The sequence below is a fragment of the Xanthomarina spongicola genome, assembly GCF_003148645.1.
GTDB lineage: Bacteria > Bacteroidota > Bacteroidia > Flavobacteriales > Flavobacteriaceae > Xanthomarina > Xanthomarina spongicola.
In genome coordinates this window covers 341,228-359,727 of sequence record NZ_QGGP01000002.1, presented here as the reverse complement: position 1 = coordinate 359,727, position 18,500 = coordinate 341,228, and the positions used below count along the sequence as shown (strand labels likewise).

At 30.0% G+C, this 18,500-nt stretch carries 16 protein-coding genes; 5 read left to right on the top strand and 11 right to left on the bottom strand.

Annotated features, from left to right (window positions below):
* Position 1 precedes the first annotated feature (1 nt).
* From LX78_RS05600 to LX78_RS05590, 3 genes are read right to left on the bottom strand one after another with little or no spacing between them, the layout of a single operon-like run.
* Complete coding sequence (locus LX78_RS05600; protein WP_109681662.1) at positions 2–1,069, bottom strand: DUF3667 domain-containing protein; 1,068 nt, start codon at positions 1,067–1,069, stop codon at positions 2–4.
* Between the two features lie 38 nt (positions 1,070–1,107).
* Complete coding sequence (gene def, locus LX78_RS05595) at positions 1,108–1,755, bottom strand: peptide deformylase (protein WP_109681661.1); 648 nt, start codon at positions 1,753–1,755, stop codon at positions 1,108–1,110.
* A 1-nt stretch (position 1,756) separates the two neighbouring features.
* Complete coding sequence (locus LX78_RS05590; RefSeq protein WP_170109803.1) at positions 1,757–2,860, bottom strand: metallophosphoesterase; 1,104 nt, start codon at positions 2,858–2,860, stop codon at positions 1,757–1,759.
* Positions 2,861–3,098: 238 nt separating this feature from the next.
* Between LX78_RS05590 and LX78_RS05585 the strand changes: the two genes are divergently transcribed.
* Positions 3,099–4,154: a hypothetical protein gene (locus LX78_RS05585; RefSeq protein WP_109681659.1), complete on the top strand. Its 1,056-nt coding sequence runs from the start codon at positions 3,099–3,101 to the stop codon at positions 4,152–4,154.
* An 83-nt stretch (positions 4,155–4,237) separates the two neighbouring features.
* Here the strand turns inward: LX78_RS05585 and LX78_RS05580 are convergent, their stop codons facing one another.
* Genes LX78_RS05580 through LX78_RS05565 form a run of 4 tightly spaced genes read right to left on the bottom strand, consistent with a single transcriptional unit; the run spans position 4,238 to position 9,746 of the window.
* Positions 4,238–5,698, bottom strand: coding sequence for a lipopolysaccharide biosynthesis protein (locus LX78_RS05580; protein WP_109681658.1), 1,461 nt, complete (start codon positions 5,696–5,698; stop codon positions 4,238–4,240).
* Positions 5,689–6,978 (bottom strand): glycosyltransferase family 4 protein, encoded by a 1,290-nt coding sequence (locus LX78_RS05575; RefSeq protein WP_109681657.1) that lies wholly within the window; start codon positions 6,976–6,978, stop codon positions 5,689–5,691. The genes LX78_RS05580 and LX78_RS05575 overlap by 10 nt, the downstream gene beginning before the upstream one ends.
* Positions 6,979–7,008: 30 nt before the next feature.
* Entirely contained in the window at positions 7,009–9,438 is a 2,430-nt protein-coding gene (locus tag LX78_RS05570; protein ID WP_109681656.1) for a YfhO family protein, read from the bottom strand.
* Positions 9,439–9,467: 29 nt separating this feature from the next.
* Positions 9,468–9,746: a DUF4834 family protein gene (locus tag LX78_RS05565; RefSeq protein ID WP_109681655.1), complete on the bottom strand. Its 279-nt coding sequence runs from the start codon at positions 9,744–9,746 to the stop codon at positions 9,468–9,470.
* A 192-nt stretch (positions 9,747–9,938) separates the two neighbouring features.
* On the opposite strand from LX78_RS05565, the gene LX78_RS05560 reads away from it, so the two are divergent.
* The 3 genes from LX78_RS05560 to LX78_RS05550 all read left to right on the top strand — a co-directional run bounded on the left by LX78_RS05560 (position 9,939) and on the right by LX78_RS05550 (position 12,442).
* A complete protein-coding gene (locus LX78_RS05560) occupies positions 9,939–10,928 on the top strand; it encodes a transporter (RefSeq protein ID WP_109681654.1) in 990 nt (329 codons plus the stop codon).
* 18 nt (positions 10,929–10,946) lie between these two features.
* Positions 10,947–12,065, top strand: a complete 1,119-nt coding sequence (locus tag LX78_RS05555; RefSeq protein WP_109681653.1) for a GTP cyclohydrolase — start codon at positions 10,947–10,949, stop codon at positions 12,063–12,065.
* Positions 12,066–12,136: 71 nt separating this feature from the next.
* The gene (locus LX78_RS05550; RefSeq protein ID WP_146192545.1) at positions 12,137–12,442 is read left to right on the top strand and encodes a hypothetical protein; all 306 of its coding nucleotides are present in this window, start codon (positions 12,137–12,139) and stop codon (positions 12,440–12,442) included.
* A gap of 63 nt (positions 12,443–12,505) precedes the next feature.
* On the opposite strand, the gene LX78_RS05545 is transcribed toward LX78_RS05550, so the two are convergent.
* The 3 genes from LX78_RS05545 to LX78_RS05535 form a co-directional block, all read right to left on the bottom strand.
* The gene (locus LX78_RS05545) at positions 12,506–13,765 is read right to left on the bottom strand and encodes an aminotransferase class I/II-fold pyridoxal phosphate-dependent enzyme (RefSeq protein WP_109681651.1); all 1,260 of its coding nucleotides are present in this window, start codon (positions 13,763–13,765) and stop codon (positions 12,506–12,508) included.
* Between the two features lie 121 nt (positions 13,766–13,886).
* Positions 13,887–14,927: a PLP-dependent cysteine synthase family protein gene (locus LX78_RS05540; protein WP_109681650.1), complete on the bottom strand. Its 1,041-nt coding sequence runs from the start codon at positions 14,925–14,927 to the stop codon at positions 13,887–13,889.
* Positions 14,928–15,000: 73 nt separating this feature from the next.
* The gene (locus LX78_RS05535) at positions 15,001–17,061 is read right to left on the bottom strand and encodes a S9 family peptidase (RefSeq protein WP_109681649.1); all 2,061 of its coding nucleotides are present in this window, start codon (positions 17,059–17,061) and stop codon (positions 15,001–15,003) included.
* Between the two features lie 84 nt (positions 17,062–17,145).
* Here LX78_RS05535 and LX78_RS05530 point away from each other — a divergent pair, with 84 nt between their 5' ends.
* Complete coding sequence (locus LX78_RS05530) at positions 17,146–17,469, top strand: YbaB/EbfC family nucleoid-associated protein (RefSeq protein WP_109681648.1); 324 nt, start codon at positions 17,146–17,148, stop codon at positions 17,467–17,469.
* A 67-nt stretch (positions 17,470–17,536) separates the two neighbouring features.
* Here the strand turns inward: LX78_RS05530 and LX78_RS05525 are convergent, their stop codons facing one another.
* Positions 17,537–18,475: a hypothetical protein gene (locus LX78_RS05525; RefSeq protein ID WP_146192544.1), complete on the bottom strand. Its 939-nt coding sequence runs from the start codon at positions 18,473–18,475 to the stop codon at positions 17,537–17,539.
* Between the last annotated feature and the right edge of the window lie 25 nt (positions 18,476–18,500).

The window sequence follows — 18,500 nt, the reverse complement described above, 5'->3', positions numbered from 1 at the left end:
TCTAATAATACATAAACGTTACTAGACCTACTATAATTGCAGCAAAAGGTAATACCATCATCAAAAAGGTAAAAGACACCACACTACATTTAAAAAAACTTACAAACCAACCTTGTTGATAAAAACGTCTTAAAGCAACATATAGATAGAAAAACGAAGACCAGATAATAAGCCAATCTATCCAGTCTGGTATATCTAAAATAAAGTTGATTCCTATAATGATGCTAAACAACATAAATAGGAAGGAGAAAAAGTAAAAGCTAAATACTAAATGATGTGCAAATGTACCACGTCTCCAATAAAAGATTTTTAAAAGCAATGCGAATATTGGCAACAAGATAAACATAGCTAAAGGGATACTATCGTAAAAAGCACCTAACAAACTGCCTCCATCACGTTTTTTATAGAATTTCAGCATTTGAGTATACAAGCGTCGTTTAAAAGAACCAGCATCTTCCTCTAAACCCATAGCTTTATAAATTTCTTGATCTGTTGCACCAATTTCAATTAAAGAGTCCACTTTCTTTTCATCAAAATCAAAAGTTAAATCATTAGAATTAGAACTCAAGTCGTTTTTAAGTACTGAGTCTAAAACTTTTAATTCAGCTTCATCCATTCCAATTACTTTCTGATTATCCTTTAAAGGCTTTAGCAAATTCTCAATATCTAAAGAATCCATTTCAGGCTTCTTAATTATTGAATCATTTATAAGAGGTTTATCAAATGTTTTCTTTAATTCCTTGTCTAATTTTTCAGTTTGAGGACGAACTAAAATGGTAAATAAAAAGAAAAATATGACTGATATAAATAAATACATCTGAGCTGGATGCAGATATAATAGGCGTTTACCTTCAATAAACTTACTAGCTAAATAACCTGGTTTAATTAATAAAGGAATAAAACTCTTAAAAAAACGCGCATCAAAAGAAAAATAGTTGCTAATCGTATTATAAAACAAAACACCAATTGTAAGCTCGTCTTTAGACTTTTGACCACAATGAGGACAAAAAGCAAAGTCACTTTCAAAGGGTTTTTCGCAATTTTTACAAGTAGTTTGGTTGGTTGACATTTTTTAAAAATTGGTTTTATAAATGTAAGAAAAAGAAATTATTCAGAGTCTTTTACTTCCTTTTCTAAATGATCTAAATACAAAATACCGTTTAAGTGATCTATTTCATGCTGAAAAATGACAGATGTAAACCCTTCAACAGTTTCCGTTTTATGTGTATTTTCCATGGTATCATACGCTATTTGTATAGAATAAGAGCGATTATATAAAGTTTCAGACCTGTCTGGTATGGACAAGCAACCTTCTATAAATGTTTGCTTTTGATCTGAATACTGAATTATTTTTGGATTTAAATAAACTTCAAACGGAAATTCCTCTTTATCAAATCTTTGAACCCAAATAATATTTTTTAAAATTCCTACTTGAGGAGCAGCAATACCAACACCTAAAGACATACTATCTCTAACTGTACTGTATAATCTATTTACAAAATTTTGAAGAATAGGATCGTTAGGATTTACTGTAACATGTGAACTTTTTGTTCTTAATAAAAGAGAATCAGATTTACTATTAATCTTATAAACACGCATAGGTATTGAACTATCTCTTTGCATGATTAAATTTATTTCTGCTTTAGTGAAACCACTTTCGTTAAGATTTTTTGCATTAAAGTTCTTAGTCCCAGAACATGCAGTTATTAAAAAAATTAGAGTTAGAAATAAAATAGATTTTAATAAGAATTTCATATTAATCTATATTAGTGGACTCAATTTTAAATGATTCCTTTTTCCCTTCCATGGTACCACGAACATATTCTTTACCATTTATTAATAAAACTTCTCCGTAAATACCATTTTTAATACTAGAATCTACACCAAATATTTTCTCGTTATAAAGCTGAACCACTTCTTCATTAGAACAATGTCCTACTATAATGTGCTTAGATTTAATAAGTCGTAAAATTTCTTTTATTTCACTATTTGGTAGATTGTCGTTAAAATAACCTCGATACCATATTGGCCCAGAAGATCTATAATAATTATCGTAAAATGAAGTTGCTTTTAATTCTTCTTTTGAAATGTCTATAGATTCTCTCATTAATTTGTTTACGTTTTCTATATTATATCCTAAAGACAAAAACGCTTTTGATAATCCTCCATGAACATAGGTGTCTTTATTTATTTTTAATACAGTTGGCTTCGATCTTAACCAACGACCTAAAACAGTTTGATTATTAAACAAATCTGTATAATTAGTTTTTAACAAATAAGAAGTAACTCTATATTTACTATTTAGATATCTTAAATCTTTATGAAGTATCATGTATTCATGGTTTCCAAGAGTAAAGTGAACTTTGCCTCCACTTTCTAATGCCTGTTTCTCTAGGTGATAAACAAACCAAAGCGTTTCAGTTACTTTAGGTCCACGATCAAAAATATCTCCAACAATAACTAAATGTCCATTTCCAAAATTCCAATTTAAATTGTTATCAATAATTCTATTGTTTTTTAAAATTTCGATAGCTAAATCAAACTGACCATGAATATCGCTTAAAACGACTATGTTCTCAACATCTTCATAGGTTGATTCTTCTGGAGTGAATTCTATTCTATAAGCGTCTAATGGCAATTCTTTGCTAAAAACCTTTCCATCTATAATGCTTTTTTCAATTAGAACATCATTCTCAATAAATACATAAGGACCATCATTAATTTTAAGACTATCTGCTTTTATTCCCAACTCCTTACTTTCCTCATTTTCTTCAGAACCAGTAATTGTTTGCGAATACCCACTTATTGTTATTGAAATAAATAAGAGGTAAACTATATGAAATTTAATTTTTTCTATCATTATAAAAAAGTTCATTGTGTAGGTTATAAAAATACTCTTTTTAAAGATAATAAATACTAATCAAATCCTATACCAATTCATTTAAGGGTTTTTATGAAGCCACAAAAATTATTAATAGAACAATCATCTTGTTTAACTATTTTATTATCAGCTAATTAAAACAAAAGGTTATTGGTGTTTTAAATTTTGGCATGTTGTTTGTTTTATATTGAGCAAGTTTCATTTAAAATTAACAATTATGAAAAAATTTATGTTTTTAATAACAGCTTTAGTTCTTGGAGGACTAACTGTTAGTGCATCAAACACCAACAAACCAAACCAAATAGACAATTCAACAACATGGAGAGGTTATGGTAATTCTTTCATATTTGTTGAAAATGGTATTGAGTTTTCTGTTTTCCCAGATGGTCAATTTGATTTTTATATGCCATCTTATGGACCAAATATCAATGTATCTGCTCCAGGAATTAGCATCAGTTTTAACTCTGGTTATGATTATAACCCTTATTTACAATACGATGAATTTGGAGCAATCATTCAAATCCAACACGTACCAATTTATTATGATTTTTATGGTCGAGTAACTCAAATTGGAAATGTAAATGTTAATTATAACAGATATGGATATGTAACACGAGTTGGAGGCCTTTTTATTCATTATAATAGATATTACAGATTCTCTCATTATACAGGATATATAAACTCTTACAACAGATATTATGTTTATAGACCATGGCATACATATTATAGAGTTCCTGCTTATAACCATTGTGTTGTATATCATACACCATACAGACAATATTATGCTCCTGTTAGATATGCATATTCAAAACCATATACTAACAACTATAGACGCACAACTGCTGTTGCGAGTAGACGTGGTAATACTATTTCTAGACAAAGTGAATTGGCTACACTGCCAAGTAGAGCAAATAACACACCTAGACGCGATGTTGGAAGCGAGAAGCCAAGAACAAATAATCAAGTTGCTACAAATACTGTAAGACCACGTAAAGGTTCTCAAATGAATGCACCTAGATCGAATAGCTCTGTGACGACCAAACCTAGAACTAGAAATAATACTGTAAAACCTAGAAATGGCACACAAGTTAATTCGCCTAGAACAAATAATTCTGTGGCTGTAAAGCCTAGAACACAAACTAGAGATAATACAACAAAACCTCTAGTAAAACGCAATGTACCTGAAAGAAAACCAAAGGCTAAAAATAATCGTACATATAATAAGAGTGACAATAACAGACAAATAGCTTCGAATACTAGAAGCAAAAGATAATTAGATTTTGGTTGGTTAGTTGGAAAGTCCTGCGAGTGGTATGCCTCAAAGCAAGCTCGTGGGATTTTCTCTTTTAAGAGATTTTATTTACTTCTAAAAAAAATCTTATTTATTAAAACAGATATGTCATCTGATAGATGAAATACATACACTACTAAACCATAGCTAGCAGAAATTAGTATGGATTTTAATGCAATATTAAAAACTGGGTGAAAAGAAAAATCCCAAAAATAAAACACACCAAGACTAACTAATAATAGTAAAACAACTTTTATAGTATTTACACTAAATGGAAGCATTTTAAATTTATAATAAACAAATCCAATCTTTGCCAAATTATATAAAAATATAGCAATAAAAGTAGCAAAAGCAGCACCATTAATTCCATAGATAGGAATAAATAAAATGTTTAAAATTATGGTTAAAACTGCAAGAAAAATACCAAGAATTAAGACCATTCTATAATAATCACTATTAAAGAGAATAGCATTATTATTACCAAGAATGCTGTCTAATAACTTAGTTAAACTAATTACAAATACTACTACTAACCCATCGACATAACTTTCATTTATTAATTTATAGAGTTCATTAATATTTAGAATAATTAAAAGAAAGATAAACCCACTTATTATAAACAATGTTAAAGAACTTTTCTTGTAAAGTATTTTTAAATCTACTTTGTTTTTTTCATTTAAAAGTTTTGCCGTTAAAGGATTGACTATTTGATGCATAGAACGATAAGGAACGCCAATTACTGTTGCTATATAAATTGCTACTCCATAATACGCTACATTTTCAATAGCTACATAACGATTTATCATAAACTTATCTATTTCAAGGATAATATTAGCTACAGATCCAGCAATAATAATTAAAGTAGTATATTTTAAAATGCTAACAAGATTAGGAATTCTATCGAATTTAAACTTTGGAAAACGCAGGCTAAATGCGTACAGTTTCATAATAATCATTCGTACTACATAAACACCTACCACACTATATATAAACTGATTAACAGTAAGAAAATCAGCATTTAACATGAGAAGTAAAACTGTAGTAGCTAATCTATGAAACACTTCTTTCATAAAATTACCAAATACTGTTTGCATTTGCACTTTTGACCAAGCGTAGAAAATCTCGAAATATGCAAATGTAATAGCAGCTATATAAATAAGCCACACATAGTCGATAATAATAATGTTATCTCCAGCTAGCCAAGCACTTATGAAATTAAACGCAAAATGGCCAATCAATCCAAAGGGTATAATTACCAATAAAGGCAAGAATAACATTAAGGTTAAAAAACTATTCTGCGATTGTTTTGTTTTAAATGATGAATAAAACTTTACTATGGTATTATGTACACCAAAAGCCATTAATGGCATCATAATGTTAGCTGTTGAAAGTAGATAGCTTACCAATCCAAAATACTCATCACTTAAAAAAGACGTATATAAAAACAAGACGTTAATAGCTCCAACACCAAACCCTATATACGTTACAACCGTATTTTTTATTGATTGATTTACAACTATTCCCATTGTAATAATTTAGATAATTTTTCTGTAAGCATTTTTCTACTATACTTCTGTAAACCTATAGCATGAGATTTTAAATTACCAGCTTTATAAGATTTATAATGATTTATAATAACACTTTTTAAAGCATCGTGAGCATCATATAAAAAATAGTCTCCAGTATTGGTTTCTTTAATTAGTGTTTCAACATCTGAACCTTGTGGACCAATAGCAATTATTGGTCTATTTGAAACCATATATTCAAATAACTTTCCTGGTATAATGCATTTAGTATCTTCTGAATCTATTTCAATAAGTAATAATATTTGTGATTTTTTTTGAAATTCAATAGCCTTGTTATGTGACACATAAGGATGATTAATTACATAATTACTTAAGCTATGTAAATTTATAGATTCTAGAACAACTTTACTTACCGAACCTACAAAATGAAGTTCTAAATCTTTAGCAAATTCTGGATTCTCTTCAATAAGCTCCTTTAATACTTGCCATAAAACTTCAGGGTTTCTTTTTGAAAGTAATGATCCAATATGAGATAATGTAAATTTATTATCTAACTCTGGTATTTTTGCTGAAGATATATCGTAACCATTAGTTATGACCTCTATAGGTTTGTTAGTAATACTAGAAAACTCATTTTTTGTAACTTCACTAGTTACTATTATTTTGTCTGATGCCAGCAATACTTTTTTCTCTAGATTTTTGTGTTTTTGCTTAGCTAACTTTGTTAATTTTAATTGTTTATGATAACCAATAGTTGTCCAAGGATCCCTAAAATCTGAAATCCATTTAACACCAGTACTTTTCTGTAAAGACAAACCAATTAAATGCAAGCTATGTGGAGGACCAGAAGTTATAATGGTTTTAATATTATAATCTTCAATATAAGTGTCTAGGTATTGTACAGAAGGTCTAATCCAGCTTTTTCTAGCATCAGGAATAAAAAAATTACCTCTAACAAATAATAATAATTTTTCAATAACTGTCTGTTTCTTTTCTTCCGGAATAATACCCTTACTTATAGTCTTCGATTTACTTTTAGATAAAAATCCAGCAAACTTATAAGGTTCTTTAATGGGCTGCTTTAAAATGGTAATATTGTCTGAAACTTCCTGAATTAGACTTTCGTCAATAATTGGATAATTAGGATTAGAAGGAATATATACAATAGGCTCAATACCAAACTCAGGTAAATATTTTACAAACTTTAACCAACGTTGAACACCTGGGCCTCCAGCTGGTGGCCAATAATAAGTGATGATAAGAACCTTAGTTTTGGTCATTTTTAATTTAGGTCATGGCTAAAGTGGTAACTAATCTTTTTTCTTAAAATTATAGAACAATCCTCCTATAAGTAACAAACCGAATGCTATTGAGCTTGCTAAAGCAATGGCACTTCCTGTTTTAATAACTTGTGGTTCAAATTTAAATTCAATAACATGTTGTCCTGCTGGCACTTTCATACCTCTTAACACATAATTTACTCGGTAATGAGGATTTAATTCACCATCGATATATGCGTTCCATCCATTTCCATAATATATCTCTGAAAAAACCGCAAAACCATCAACAGCACTTGAAGAATTGTATTTTATAAAATTTGAACTATACTCTTCTACCTTAATTGTGGCAGCTGTATCAATCATGATGTCTTCCTTTAAATAAGCAGCATAGTCATTATCTGAAGCCATAACAGCAACACGTTTAGTATCTAAACTATCTAAAGCAAGAATTTCTTCATTAGCAGAACTAACAAACTTCAAGTCTTCAATAAACCAAGCATTACCATTTGCGTCTGGATTTGTGTAGGGAAAAGGCTGACCTTCTTCGTCTTCGGCTATAATATATTTAGTATTCAACATGTTTAACACGTTGATATTGTTTTTTGCTATATAGAAGTCATATAATTCATCGTATCTTTTTAATTTTGCTGCATGATAACCACCTAAAGAATTATGATAATAGGAAGACTTTGCAGGTAATCTAGAAACTAAATCAAAAACTCTAAAGTGTTCTGGGTCTTGCATGATGGCCTTATCAACTTCTGTAGCTTGATATGGCTTATTCATTTGAATAGAAGATACAAAGTTATCGTTATTTACATAACGTCTGTCAACACCAACCAAATCAATTAAAATTAATGCTGCAAATGCTATAATCACTTTAGATTCTGAAAGTTTTTTCTTTAAGAACAAATAAATAGTTCCAGCTGAAAGTAACACTAATACAAGTGTTCTTAAGGTGTCTTGTGTAAAGAACGTTTTTCTGTCTGCAATAAGTGCATCCATAAATTGTTGTCCATAATTCTGACGATAGAACCCATCACTTCCACCAATAAAGTTGAATAAAGACGATTTAAACAATAGGAAAATAACTGCAAGTCCAGCTGTTATACCAACTGCATATTTTAAAGCTTTTTGTTTTTCTTCATCTTTATTAAAATTGTTAAACAGCCTAACAAGTCCAAAAATCGCTAAAACAGGAATACAAAGTTCTAATATTACCTGAATTGAGCTTACTGCTCTAAACTTATTATAAAGTGGTACATAATCAATAAAGAAATCGGTTATAAATTTAAAAGGCTGACTATCTCCATAAGACAAAATTAAAGACAAAATGGATCCACCAACTAACCACCATTTTAAACGACCTTTAACTAAGAACAGAGCAAACACAAATAAAAATAACACGACAGCTCCAACATAAGCTGGTGCTTCTACTATGGTCTGTTCTCCCCAATATGTAGGTGTTTGTTTTGTGTATTCTCTAGCTTCTAGTGGAGGGACTCCTTGTTTTAAGAAGAATTGATAGGATTCTGAGTCTTTACCAACATCTTCATGGCTTCCACCTCCCAAAAATCTTGGAATGTATAAGTTAAATGTTTCAAGAATACCATAACTATATTCCGTTATATAATCTCTATCTAATCCAGTAGTAATTTCTTTTGGAGAACCATCAGCATTAATAGTTAATTCGCTTTGTCCACGATTACTTTCTTTAGCATACTCTTGAGTTGCTAGAATATTTGTAGCATTCAGACCTATAGCTAACACAACTGCAGAAATCAATATCCCTAAAGATTTAAAATAATGATTTAATTCGGTTTTTTTATAAGCATCAAATAAATAAACTGCTCCTAAAACTAAAACTAAAAGGAACAAATAATAAGTCATTTGAAAATGGTTTGCTACCAACTCCAATGCCATAGCAACAGCTGTTAGTAAAAATCCAAGAACATATTGCTTCCTAAAGGTTAATAGAATGCCACTTAAAACCAAAGGCATATAAGCAATAGCATGCGCTTTGCTATTATGTCCAACACCAAGAATAATAATGAGATAGGTTGAAAAACCAAAAGCCAAAGCACCTAAAGTTGCTAGTTTAAAATCAACTTTTAAAACTAAAAGTAAGATATAAAATCCTAAGAAATACAAGAAGAGATAATCTGCAGGGCGAGGTAAAAACCGAAGTGTTAAATCTAGTTTTTTAATGTAATTATTTGGATAATGGGCTCCAAGTTGATACGTTGGCATGCCTCCAAAAGCACTATTTGTCCAATATGTCTCTTCTCCAGTAGCTTGTTTAAAGTCTTTTTGCTGCTTAGCCATACCAATATAGTGAACAATATCACTTTGATAAATGGCTTTTCCCTTTAAAACAGGACTAAAATAAGCTAAGGAAATAATTATAAATCCTATTAAAACTAGGATATGAGGAAGTATTTTTTTTATTGAAAATGACATGAATATGTATTAAACTTTGAAAGCGAAAATTAATCAATTTCTTCGTAATCTACATATTCACCAACCTTTTTATTTGAAGTTGAAGTTTTTGGCACTTTATCTATTGTAACTTCTCCTTCTTTATTTTGTTCTTGTTTAGGACTTTGATACTGTCCAAATTGTCCGCCAAAACGTTCTTCAGCCTTTTTGGCAACATACTTCATTAAATAAGGAGCAAAAATTCTTGAGAGTATTTTAATTCCATAATATATTAATAGTATGATTAAAATAACTCTTAAAACTCCTGTTATAGATGCGTACTGTAGCATAAATGTAATTTTAAACAAAAATACAAATCTCATTTTTTAAAATCTGTAATAAATACTTAAAAAAAATATAAAATCAATATATTTGATTCAAACAAAATAGCAATTAAAGAGTACAATTCAATTTATTTATAAAGCAATTATTTTGAACGACTTATAAATAAATGTGCTCCAAATCAATAAAACATTTTACATATGAAACCATTAAAAATTCATGTATTTTTATTTGCTTTTGCTTTTTCTCTCCATGGATATTCGCAATATACTGAAGTAATTAACTCAAATAGACCTGGAGTTTCACAAAGTGCTTTTTCAGTAGGAACCAATGTTATTCAGGTTGAAGGAGGTCCATATATGCTAAACGAAAACCATGCATTACTTGATAGAGAAGATAAAAGTTATGGTATAGATTTTACAGCAAGATATGGCTTATTATGGCCACAATTAGAATTGAATTTACAGACTACATTTCAATCTACAAATAGAACTTATACCAATACAGTTCCAAACGAAGATTCATTTAGTAATTTTAAAACTTTAACTTTTGGAGCCAAATATTTGGTTTACGATCCATTTAAAAATGATGAAGAAGATAAACCCAATTTATATAGCTGGAAGGCAAACCATAGTTTTAAATGGAAATATTTAATTCCTGCAGTTGCTGTTTATGTTGGTGGTAATTATGATACTTCTGATAATCCATACACAGCAGTAGGTGTAGAAGGTTTTAGTCCAAAAGTGGCTATTGCAACCCAAAACAACTTTTCTGGAGGATGGGTTTTTGTAATGAATTTTATAAAAGATCGGATTGGTACAGACCAATCAGACTTTTCGTTTATTTTAACTCTAACAAAATCCATTACAGATCAATGGGCTATTTTTGCTGAATCTCAAAATATTAGTAGTGATTTTTATGCTGACAATTTAATTCGCTTTGGTGGTGCTTATTTATGGAGTAAAAACTTACAATTAGACACAGCATTTACCTTTAATACCAAAGATACTCCATCTGTTTTTGCTGTAACTTTAGGCGCTTCGTACAGATTAGATTTCCATAAGGATAAGGAACAAAAAGACGATGGTACTTCGGCAGAAGACGAACTAGAAAGACAAGAAAATAAAGCTAGAGGAGAGAAAAAGAATAAACGTAAAAAAGAAGACGTAGATTTCGATTCTGAAAACTAAATTGATGTTTTTAAACCTATGATTACACTTAAAGAAGTAACAAATAAGAAAGAGTTAAAAACATTTGTAACCTTTCCTTTTCAATTATACAAAGATTCTAAATATTGGGTTCCACCAATAATTTCTGATGAAGTTGCAACGCTAAGTGCAGATAAAAACCCAGCATTTAAGCATGCTGATGCTCACTTTTTCTTAGCTTTTAAAGGAAAAGCTATTGTTGGTCGTATAGCTGCTATTATAAATAAGATAGAGATAAACGAGCAAAATGTTAAAAAAATGCGTTTTGGCTGGTTTGATGCTATCGACGATTTTAAAGTATCTAAGGCCTTATTTGATAAAGTTTTTGAAATAGGAGAAGAAAACAACTTAGCATTTGTTGAAGGTCCTGTAGGTTTCTCTAATCTTGATAAAAATGGTGCATTAACATATGGTTTCGATCATATTGGCACTATGGCAACATGGTATAATCATCCCTATTATATAACACATTTTGAGAAACTAGGCTTTTTACCGGAAAAGGAATACATAGAAAGTAAATTCTCTTTTAAAACCATTCCTTTAGAGCGTTTTACAAGAGTGAATGATATAATAACTAAACGTTTTGAGCTAAGACCAAGCAAATTCACTAAAACAAAAGAAATTGTACCACATATAGATGATATGTTTGAATTGTTAAATGAATCTTACGCGAAACTATCTACATTTGTACCCATTTCAGATTTACAAAAAGAATACTTTAAAAAGAAATTCATCAATTTTATTAATCCAGAATACGTTAAGTTCGTTTTTGATAAAAATGATAAAATGATAGCTTTTGCAATAGTTCTACCTTCTTTCTCTGAAGCTTTACAAAAAGTAAAAGGTAAGTTGTTTCCTTTTGGATTTTTAGAATTGCTAAAAGCTAAAAAGCATAGTAAAACTGCACTATTCTATTTAATTGGTGTAAACCCACATTATCATAATAAAGGGGTTACAGCTATTATCTTTAATGAGTTTTACAAAACATTTAAAAAACACGATATAGAAACTTGTATTAGACTCCCTGAATTAGTAGACAATTTTGCTTCGCAACAAATTTGGAAAGATTTTGATTGTGAAATTATTAAACGACGAAAAACGTTTAGAAAAGAGTTGTAGCTATATAGTTTTTCAGTAAGACATATGAAGAAATGTTTAAGACAATGCTAAATTTAAAATTGAGGAGACTTTTGAATAAAAAATTGAATAATAATGTTTCGGATATCAATAAATTCATTGAAGATTTAAAAAATCTTGATTTTGGGGTTATTCAAACTATAGCTCAATTAAATAAGAAACTTAAAATTGATATTACAGAATCCCGTGAACTAGTTATTAACTCTCCTTCATGGATTGAGGAAAAAGAAATTTTTATTGACTTCAATAATAAAGTTTATGAAATTCTTGAACGAGAAGCAGATAAGGTTGATGAGAATAGTGATGGAATAGCACATCTGACTTTTTTTTCAGATAATGAAAAACAAAGAAAAAGATAATTAGCAAAAAAAAAATCCGATAGCATCACACTATCGGATTTTTTAAAATATACATTTTAGTGTTTATTTATCCATGGCTGCAGTTACAGCAGCTGACATTCTTTTGTAAGTTCCGTTTACCAATCTTTCTCTAATAGCATCAAAAGCATCAAGAGTTTCAGTAACATCTTCTAATGTATGTGTAGCAGTAGGTATTAAACGCAATAAAATCATTCCTTTAGGAATTACTGGATACACCACAATAGAACAGAAAATGCCGTGATTTTCTCTTAAGTCTCTTACCAGAGCCATAGCTTCAGGAATACTTCCTTCTAAATATACTGGAGTAACACAACTTTGTGTAGTACCAATATCAAAACCTCTTTTCTTTAATCCAGATTGAAGCGCATTGGTGTTTTCCCAAAGTTTGTTTTTTAATTCTGGCATAGTTTTAAGCATATCTAAACGCTTTAAAGCACCAACAACTAATTGCATTTGCAAAGATTTTGCAAACATTTGAGAACGTAAGTTATATTTTAAGTAATCAATAATTTCTTTATCTGCAGCAATAAAGGCTCCTGTACTAGCTAAAGATTTTGCAAATGTAGCAAAATACACATCTATGCCATCTTGAACACCTTGCTCTTCTCCTGCTCCTGCTCCTGTTTTACCTAGAGTTCCAAATCCATGAGCATCATCAACAAAAAATCTAAAGTTGAATTTCTTTTTAAGTTCAACTATTTCTTTTAAACGTCCTTGTTCACCACGCATACCAAACACACCTTCCGAAATCACTAAAATTCCTCCTCCAGTTTGTTCAGCCATTTTAGTAGCTCTTTCAAGGTTTTTTTCTAAGCTTACAATATCGTTATGTTTATATGTAAAACGTTTTCCCATATGCAAACGCACGCCATCAATAATACAAGCATGTGCATCCACATCATAAACAATAATATCGTCTTTAGCTACTAAGGCATCAATAGTAGAAACCATACCTTGGTAACCAAAGTTTAGTAAGTAAGCTGCTTCTTTATTAACAAAAGCTGCTAATTCGTTTTGAAGTTTTTCATGTAAATCTGTATGACCAGACATCATACGTGCTCCCATTGGGTAAGCAGAACCGTAATCTGCTCCAGCTTGAGCATCAACTTTTCTAACTTCAGGATGATTCGCTAAACCTAAATAATCATTAATACTCCAAGTAATAACCTCTTTACCTTGGAATTTCATTCTATTAGATATCTCGCCTTCCAATTTTGGAAACACAAAATACCCTTCTGCTTGAGAAGCCCACTTTCCAAGTGGTCCTTTATCTCTATAAATTTTATCGAATAAGTCTTTCATATAAGCTATTAATCATAGTTGGTTGGTGCAAAATTAGATATTTATATGTTTACAACATAATCTTTTTATGCACTATTATTAACAAAATAGGAAATTACCTATTCAATCGTTATATCTTTAGTTATTTAATAATTTGAATACTTTCAGCAGCTTCCTGGTGAATGGTATCAAAGAACCCTTGATCATTCATCCATTTATCGCTATAAATCTTACTCATATAACGTGAACCATGGTCTGGAAATATTACAACAACGTTAGAATCTTTAGTAAAAGTTTCATCTTCGTTTAATTGCTTTATAGCTTGCATAGCAGCACCAGAAGTATAACCAACAAAAAGTCCTTCAGTATTTGCTATTTCTCTAGCAGTATGAGCACTTTCTTCGTCTGTAACTTTTACAAACTCGTCTATAACTTCAAATTTTGTTGCCGTAGGAATTAAATTTTTTCCTAATCCTTCAATGCGATATGGATATATTTCTTTTTCATCAAACTCTTGAGTTTCATGATATTTTTTAATAACAGAACCATAAGCGTCTACACCAATGATTTTAATATCTGGATTTTGCTCTTTTAAATATTTACCAATTCCAGAAATTGTTCCACCAGTACCACTACAAGCTACTAAATGAGTTATTTTACCTTCTGTCTGATTCCAGATTTCTGGTCCTGTAGAATGGTAATGCGCATCAATGTTTAGCTCATTAAAATATTGGTTGATGTAAACAGATCCTTCCGTTTCTTCATGTAAACGTTTAGCAACTTCGTAATAAGATCTTGGGTCGTCTGCACTAACATGTGCTGGGCACACATATACTTGTGCTCCCATAGTTTTAAGCATGTCTATTTTATCTGCAGAAGATTTAGAACTTACAGCAAGAATACATTTGTAACCTTTAATAATACTTACCATGGCAATACTAAAACCTGTATTTCCTGAAGTAGTTTCCACAATAGTATCTCCAGGCTTTATTATACCTTTCTTCTCTGCTTGCTCAATAATATAAAGTGCAATTCGGTCTTTAGATGAATGACCAGGATTAAAAGCTTCTACTTTTGCATAGTAGTTTCCTTTAAAAGAAGATGCTATTTTATTTAGCTTGATTAGTGGTGTATTACCAACTAATTCTAGAACATTATTAAAAACTTTTTTATTATTTTCCATACATGTTATTTAAAAGCTACTACAATATAATTTATAGTATCCTAAAACCTTGCAAAAATACATATTTTTTTTCTTAATAAGAAATTCCTTCTAAATCTAATATAAAAGCATATTCTAAGGCTACTTCTTTTAAACTTTCAAATCTACCAGAAGCTCCACCATGACCAGAATCCATGTCTGTATGCAATAATAAAAGATTATTATCTGTTTTATATTCTCTTAGCTTAGCTACCCATTTTGCTGGTTCCCAATATTGTACCTGCGAATCATGCAAACCTGTAGTAACCAATATATTAGGATAATCTTGTTTAGACACATTATCGTATGGAGAGTACGATTTCATATAATCGTAATATTCTTTATTATTTGGGTTTCCCCATTCGTCATATTCTCCTGTTGTTAATGGTATGGTGTCGTCAAGCATTGTTGTAACGACATCTACAAAGGGAACTGCTGCTAAAACACCATGATATAATTCTGGATTTAAATTTACTATAACTCCCATTAAAAGACCACCAGCAGAACCTCCATAAGCATATAAATGCTTTTGAGTTGTGTATTTTTTTTCAATTAAGTATTTCGAACAATCAATGTAATCGAAAAAAGTATTCATTTTAGATAAAAGCTTCCCATTATCGTACCAATCACGTCCTAAATATTCTCCTCCTCGAATATGAGCAATAGCATAAATAAAACCTCTATCTAATAAACTTAATCTAACAGTAGAAAAATATGGGTCTATTGTAGAACCATAAGATCCATATGCATAAAGCATTAAAGGATTTCCAGACTCTTTTTTCATGTCTTTTCTATAAACTAAAGATACTGGAACTTTTTCACCATCTCTAGCAGTAACCCAAATACGCTCTGAAGCATAATTCTCTTTATTAAAATTGGCATCTAAAACTTCTTGCTCTTTCTTAACATCATGAACTTTAGTTTTAAAATTATAATCAATTACAGAACTTGGTGTTGTTAAAGAGTTAAAACTATAACGTAGGTACTCACTATTAAAATCTGGGTTATTTCCTGTATTTGCTGTATAAGTTTCGCTATTAAAAGGCAGATAGTAATCCTCTGCTCCATTCCAACTTATAATTCTAATTTTATTCAAGCCTTGTTCTCTTTCACTAACAACTAAGTAATCTTTAAAAATTTCAATATCTTCTAACAAAACATCTTCTCTGTGTGGAATAAGCTCCTGCCAATATTTACTTTCGGTTTGTGTTTCTTTTGTTTTTTGTAGTTTAAAATTATGAGCTTTGTCTTTATTTGTTAGAATATAAAAGCTATCGCTATAATGTGCAATTGCATACTCTACACCTCTTTTTCTCTTACTAAATAAACGAAATTCTTCATTAGGATTATTAGCATTTAGAATACGATATTCTGAAGTTAAGGTGCTTGAAGATCCAATGACTATATATTTTCTAGACTTCGTTTTATAAACAAACGTATTAAAAGTTTCATCTGTTTCATGATACACTTCAATATCGTCTTCTACTTGAGTATGCAACTTATGTCTATAAATTTTATGAGAACGAAGCGTTAATTCATCTTTACGAGAATAATAAACAGTCTCATTATCGTTAGCCCAAGTAACACTTCCTGTGGCATTGAGTATCTTTTCAGGGTAAATTTCTCCAGTAACTAAATTCTTTATTTGAATAATATATTGCCTTCTACTTACAGTATCTATAGAAAACGCTGCAAGTGTATTGTCTGGACTTATTGAAATACTACCTAAGTTGAAATAGGAATGCTCTTTAGCCATCTCATTACAGTCGAAAAGTAATTCTTCTGGTGCTTCTATAAATTCTTTCTTTCTAGCATAAATAGGATAATCTTTACCTTTCTCAAATCGTGTTACATACCAATAACCGTTTAACTTATAAGGAACGGATTGATCGTCTTCTTTAATCCTTCCTTTCATTTCTTCAAACAAGTCTTTCTGAAAGGCTTCTGTATGTTTTAAAATACTTTTAGTATAATTATTTTCAGCATGTAAATAATCTAATACTTCTTGGTCTTCTCTATCGTTTAACCAATAGTAATTATCTATTCGAACATCGTTATGAGCAACAAGTTTTTTTGGGACTATTTTAGCCTTAGGAGGGAATATAGTGTTTTTCAAAAGTGAAAAATTTTAACTGAATTATTGGCCTCAAAAATATGAAAATTAAATAGCTTTGTACTGAAATTAATAAAATATAAAATTATGTTTGGAGATCTTATGGGAATGATGGGGAAACTAAAGGAAACCCAGAAAAAAGTTGAAGAAACTAAAAAGCGTTTAGATACTGTTTTAATTGATGAAAAAAGCAGTGACGAAAAAATAACAGTCACCTTAACTGCCAATAGAACCATTAAATCTATTAGTATAGACGAAGGCCTTTTGCAAGACAAAGAGGAATTAGAAGATTACCTAATCTTAACACTTAATAAAGCTATTGAACGTGCAACACAAATAAATGAAGCCGAGTTAGCTGCTGTGGCAAAAGATGGTATGCCAAATATTCCTGGTATGGATATGTTTAAATAGTAGTTAGTTGTTAAATAAGAGTTTTTTGATTTTTATTTACAAAAAACCACTCTACTAAATGAACTATTTACCGATAACCAAACTTTAATCTTATGCCATATTTGTCTTCAATCTCAGGTTTCTTTTTATCAGTTTCGTATGTACAGATCCCAAATTTTGCTCGATCTGCATCAACTATAGTTAAATCTTGGGATTTCTTATCGAAAGGAAAATTAAAATGATAATTAGTTAGTTTTGCTCGAGATTTCCCACTTGTTCTATACAATATAGAAACCTTATTTTTTTCGAAAGTGTAAATTATTGCAAATTCTCTTGGATGCATAGCTCCAGATTTTATGGCAGCTAATAATTTTTCTTCGGTTAACTCACTAATAGGATAATCGTAATGCAGGAGTGTGACTGTTACTTTAGAATTATCAAATTCGCAATCACTTATTCTTGAAGCATCATAAGAGTTATCAATACCTATGACATTTTCGCCTGGATATTCATTTTTATCAAGTCCCTCTTTTATTTTATTAAAGTTAGAATAAACAATCCCTTTATAATTCTTATTACTTTTATTTTCTTGTTCTTTTTGATAGTTTCGATGAAATGATTTCGATGCTCCAATACTAATTATAGATTGGTATTCAAAATACAAGTCATTGAATTGCTCATCTAGTTTTTGCCAATCTGAAACATTAAATTCCTCATTAAAAATGGGAATTTCTTTTAAACATTCAATTATCACACCATGTTTAATTGCTTCAAGGATCCAATATAGTGCCTTTGATATGTTTTTGTTTATTAGAGAAATTTCAGCAGCAATTACATAATCCTTTGCAAAGGCTGGCTTATATTCAGTAAGTAAGTTATTTAATAGAGTTTCAGCTTGTGGAAAATTTTCATTGACTATAAGATCTTCAACTTTATTGAATTCTTGATGATAGATTAAAAAATCTTGTTGATAGACATTGTTTTGAAACAACAAAAAAATCAAACAAATTATTGAATTCCGAATCATCAATTACTCTTTTCTAGTTTAAACA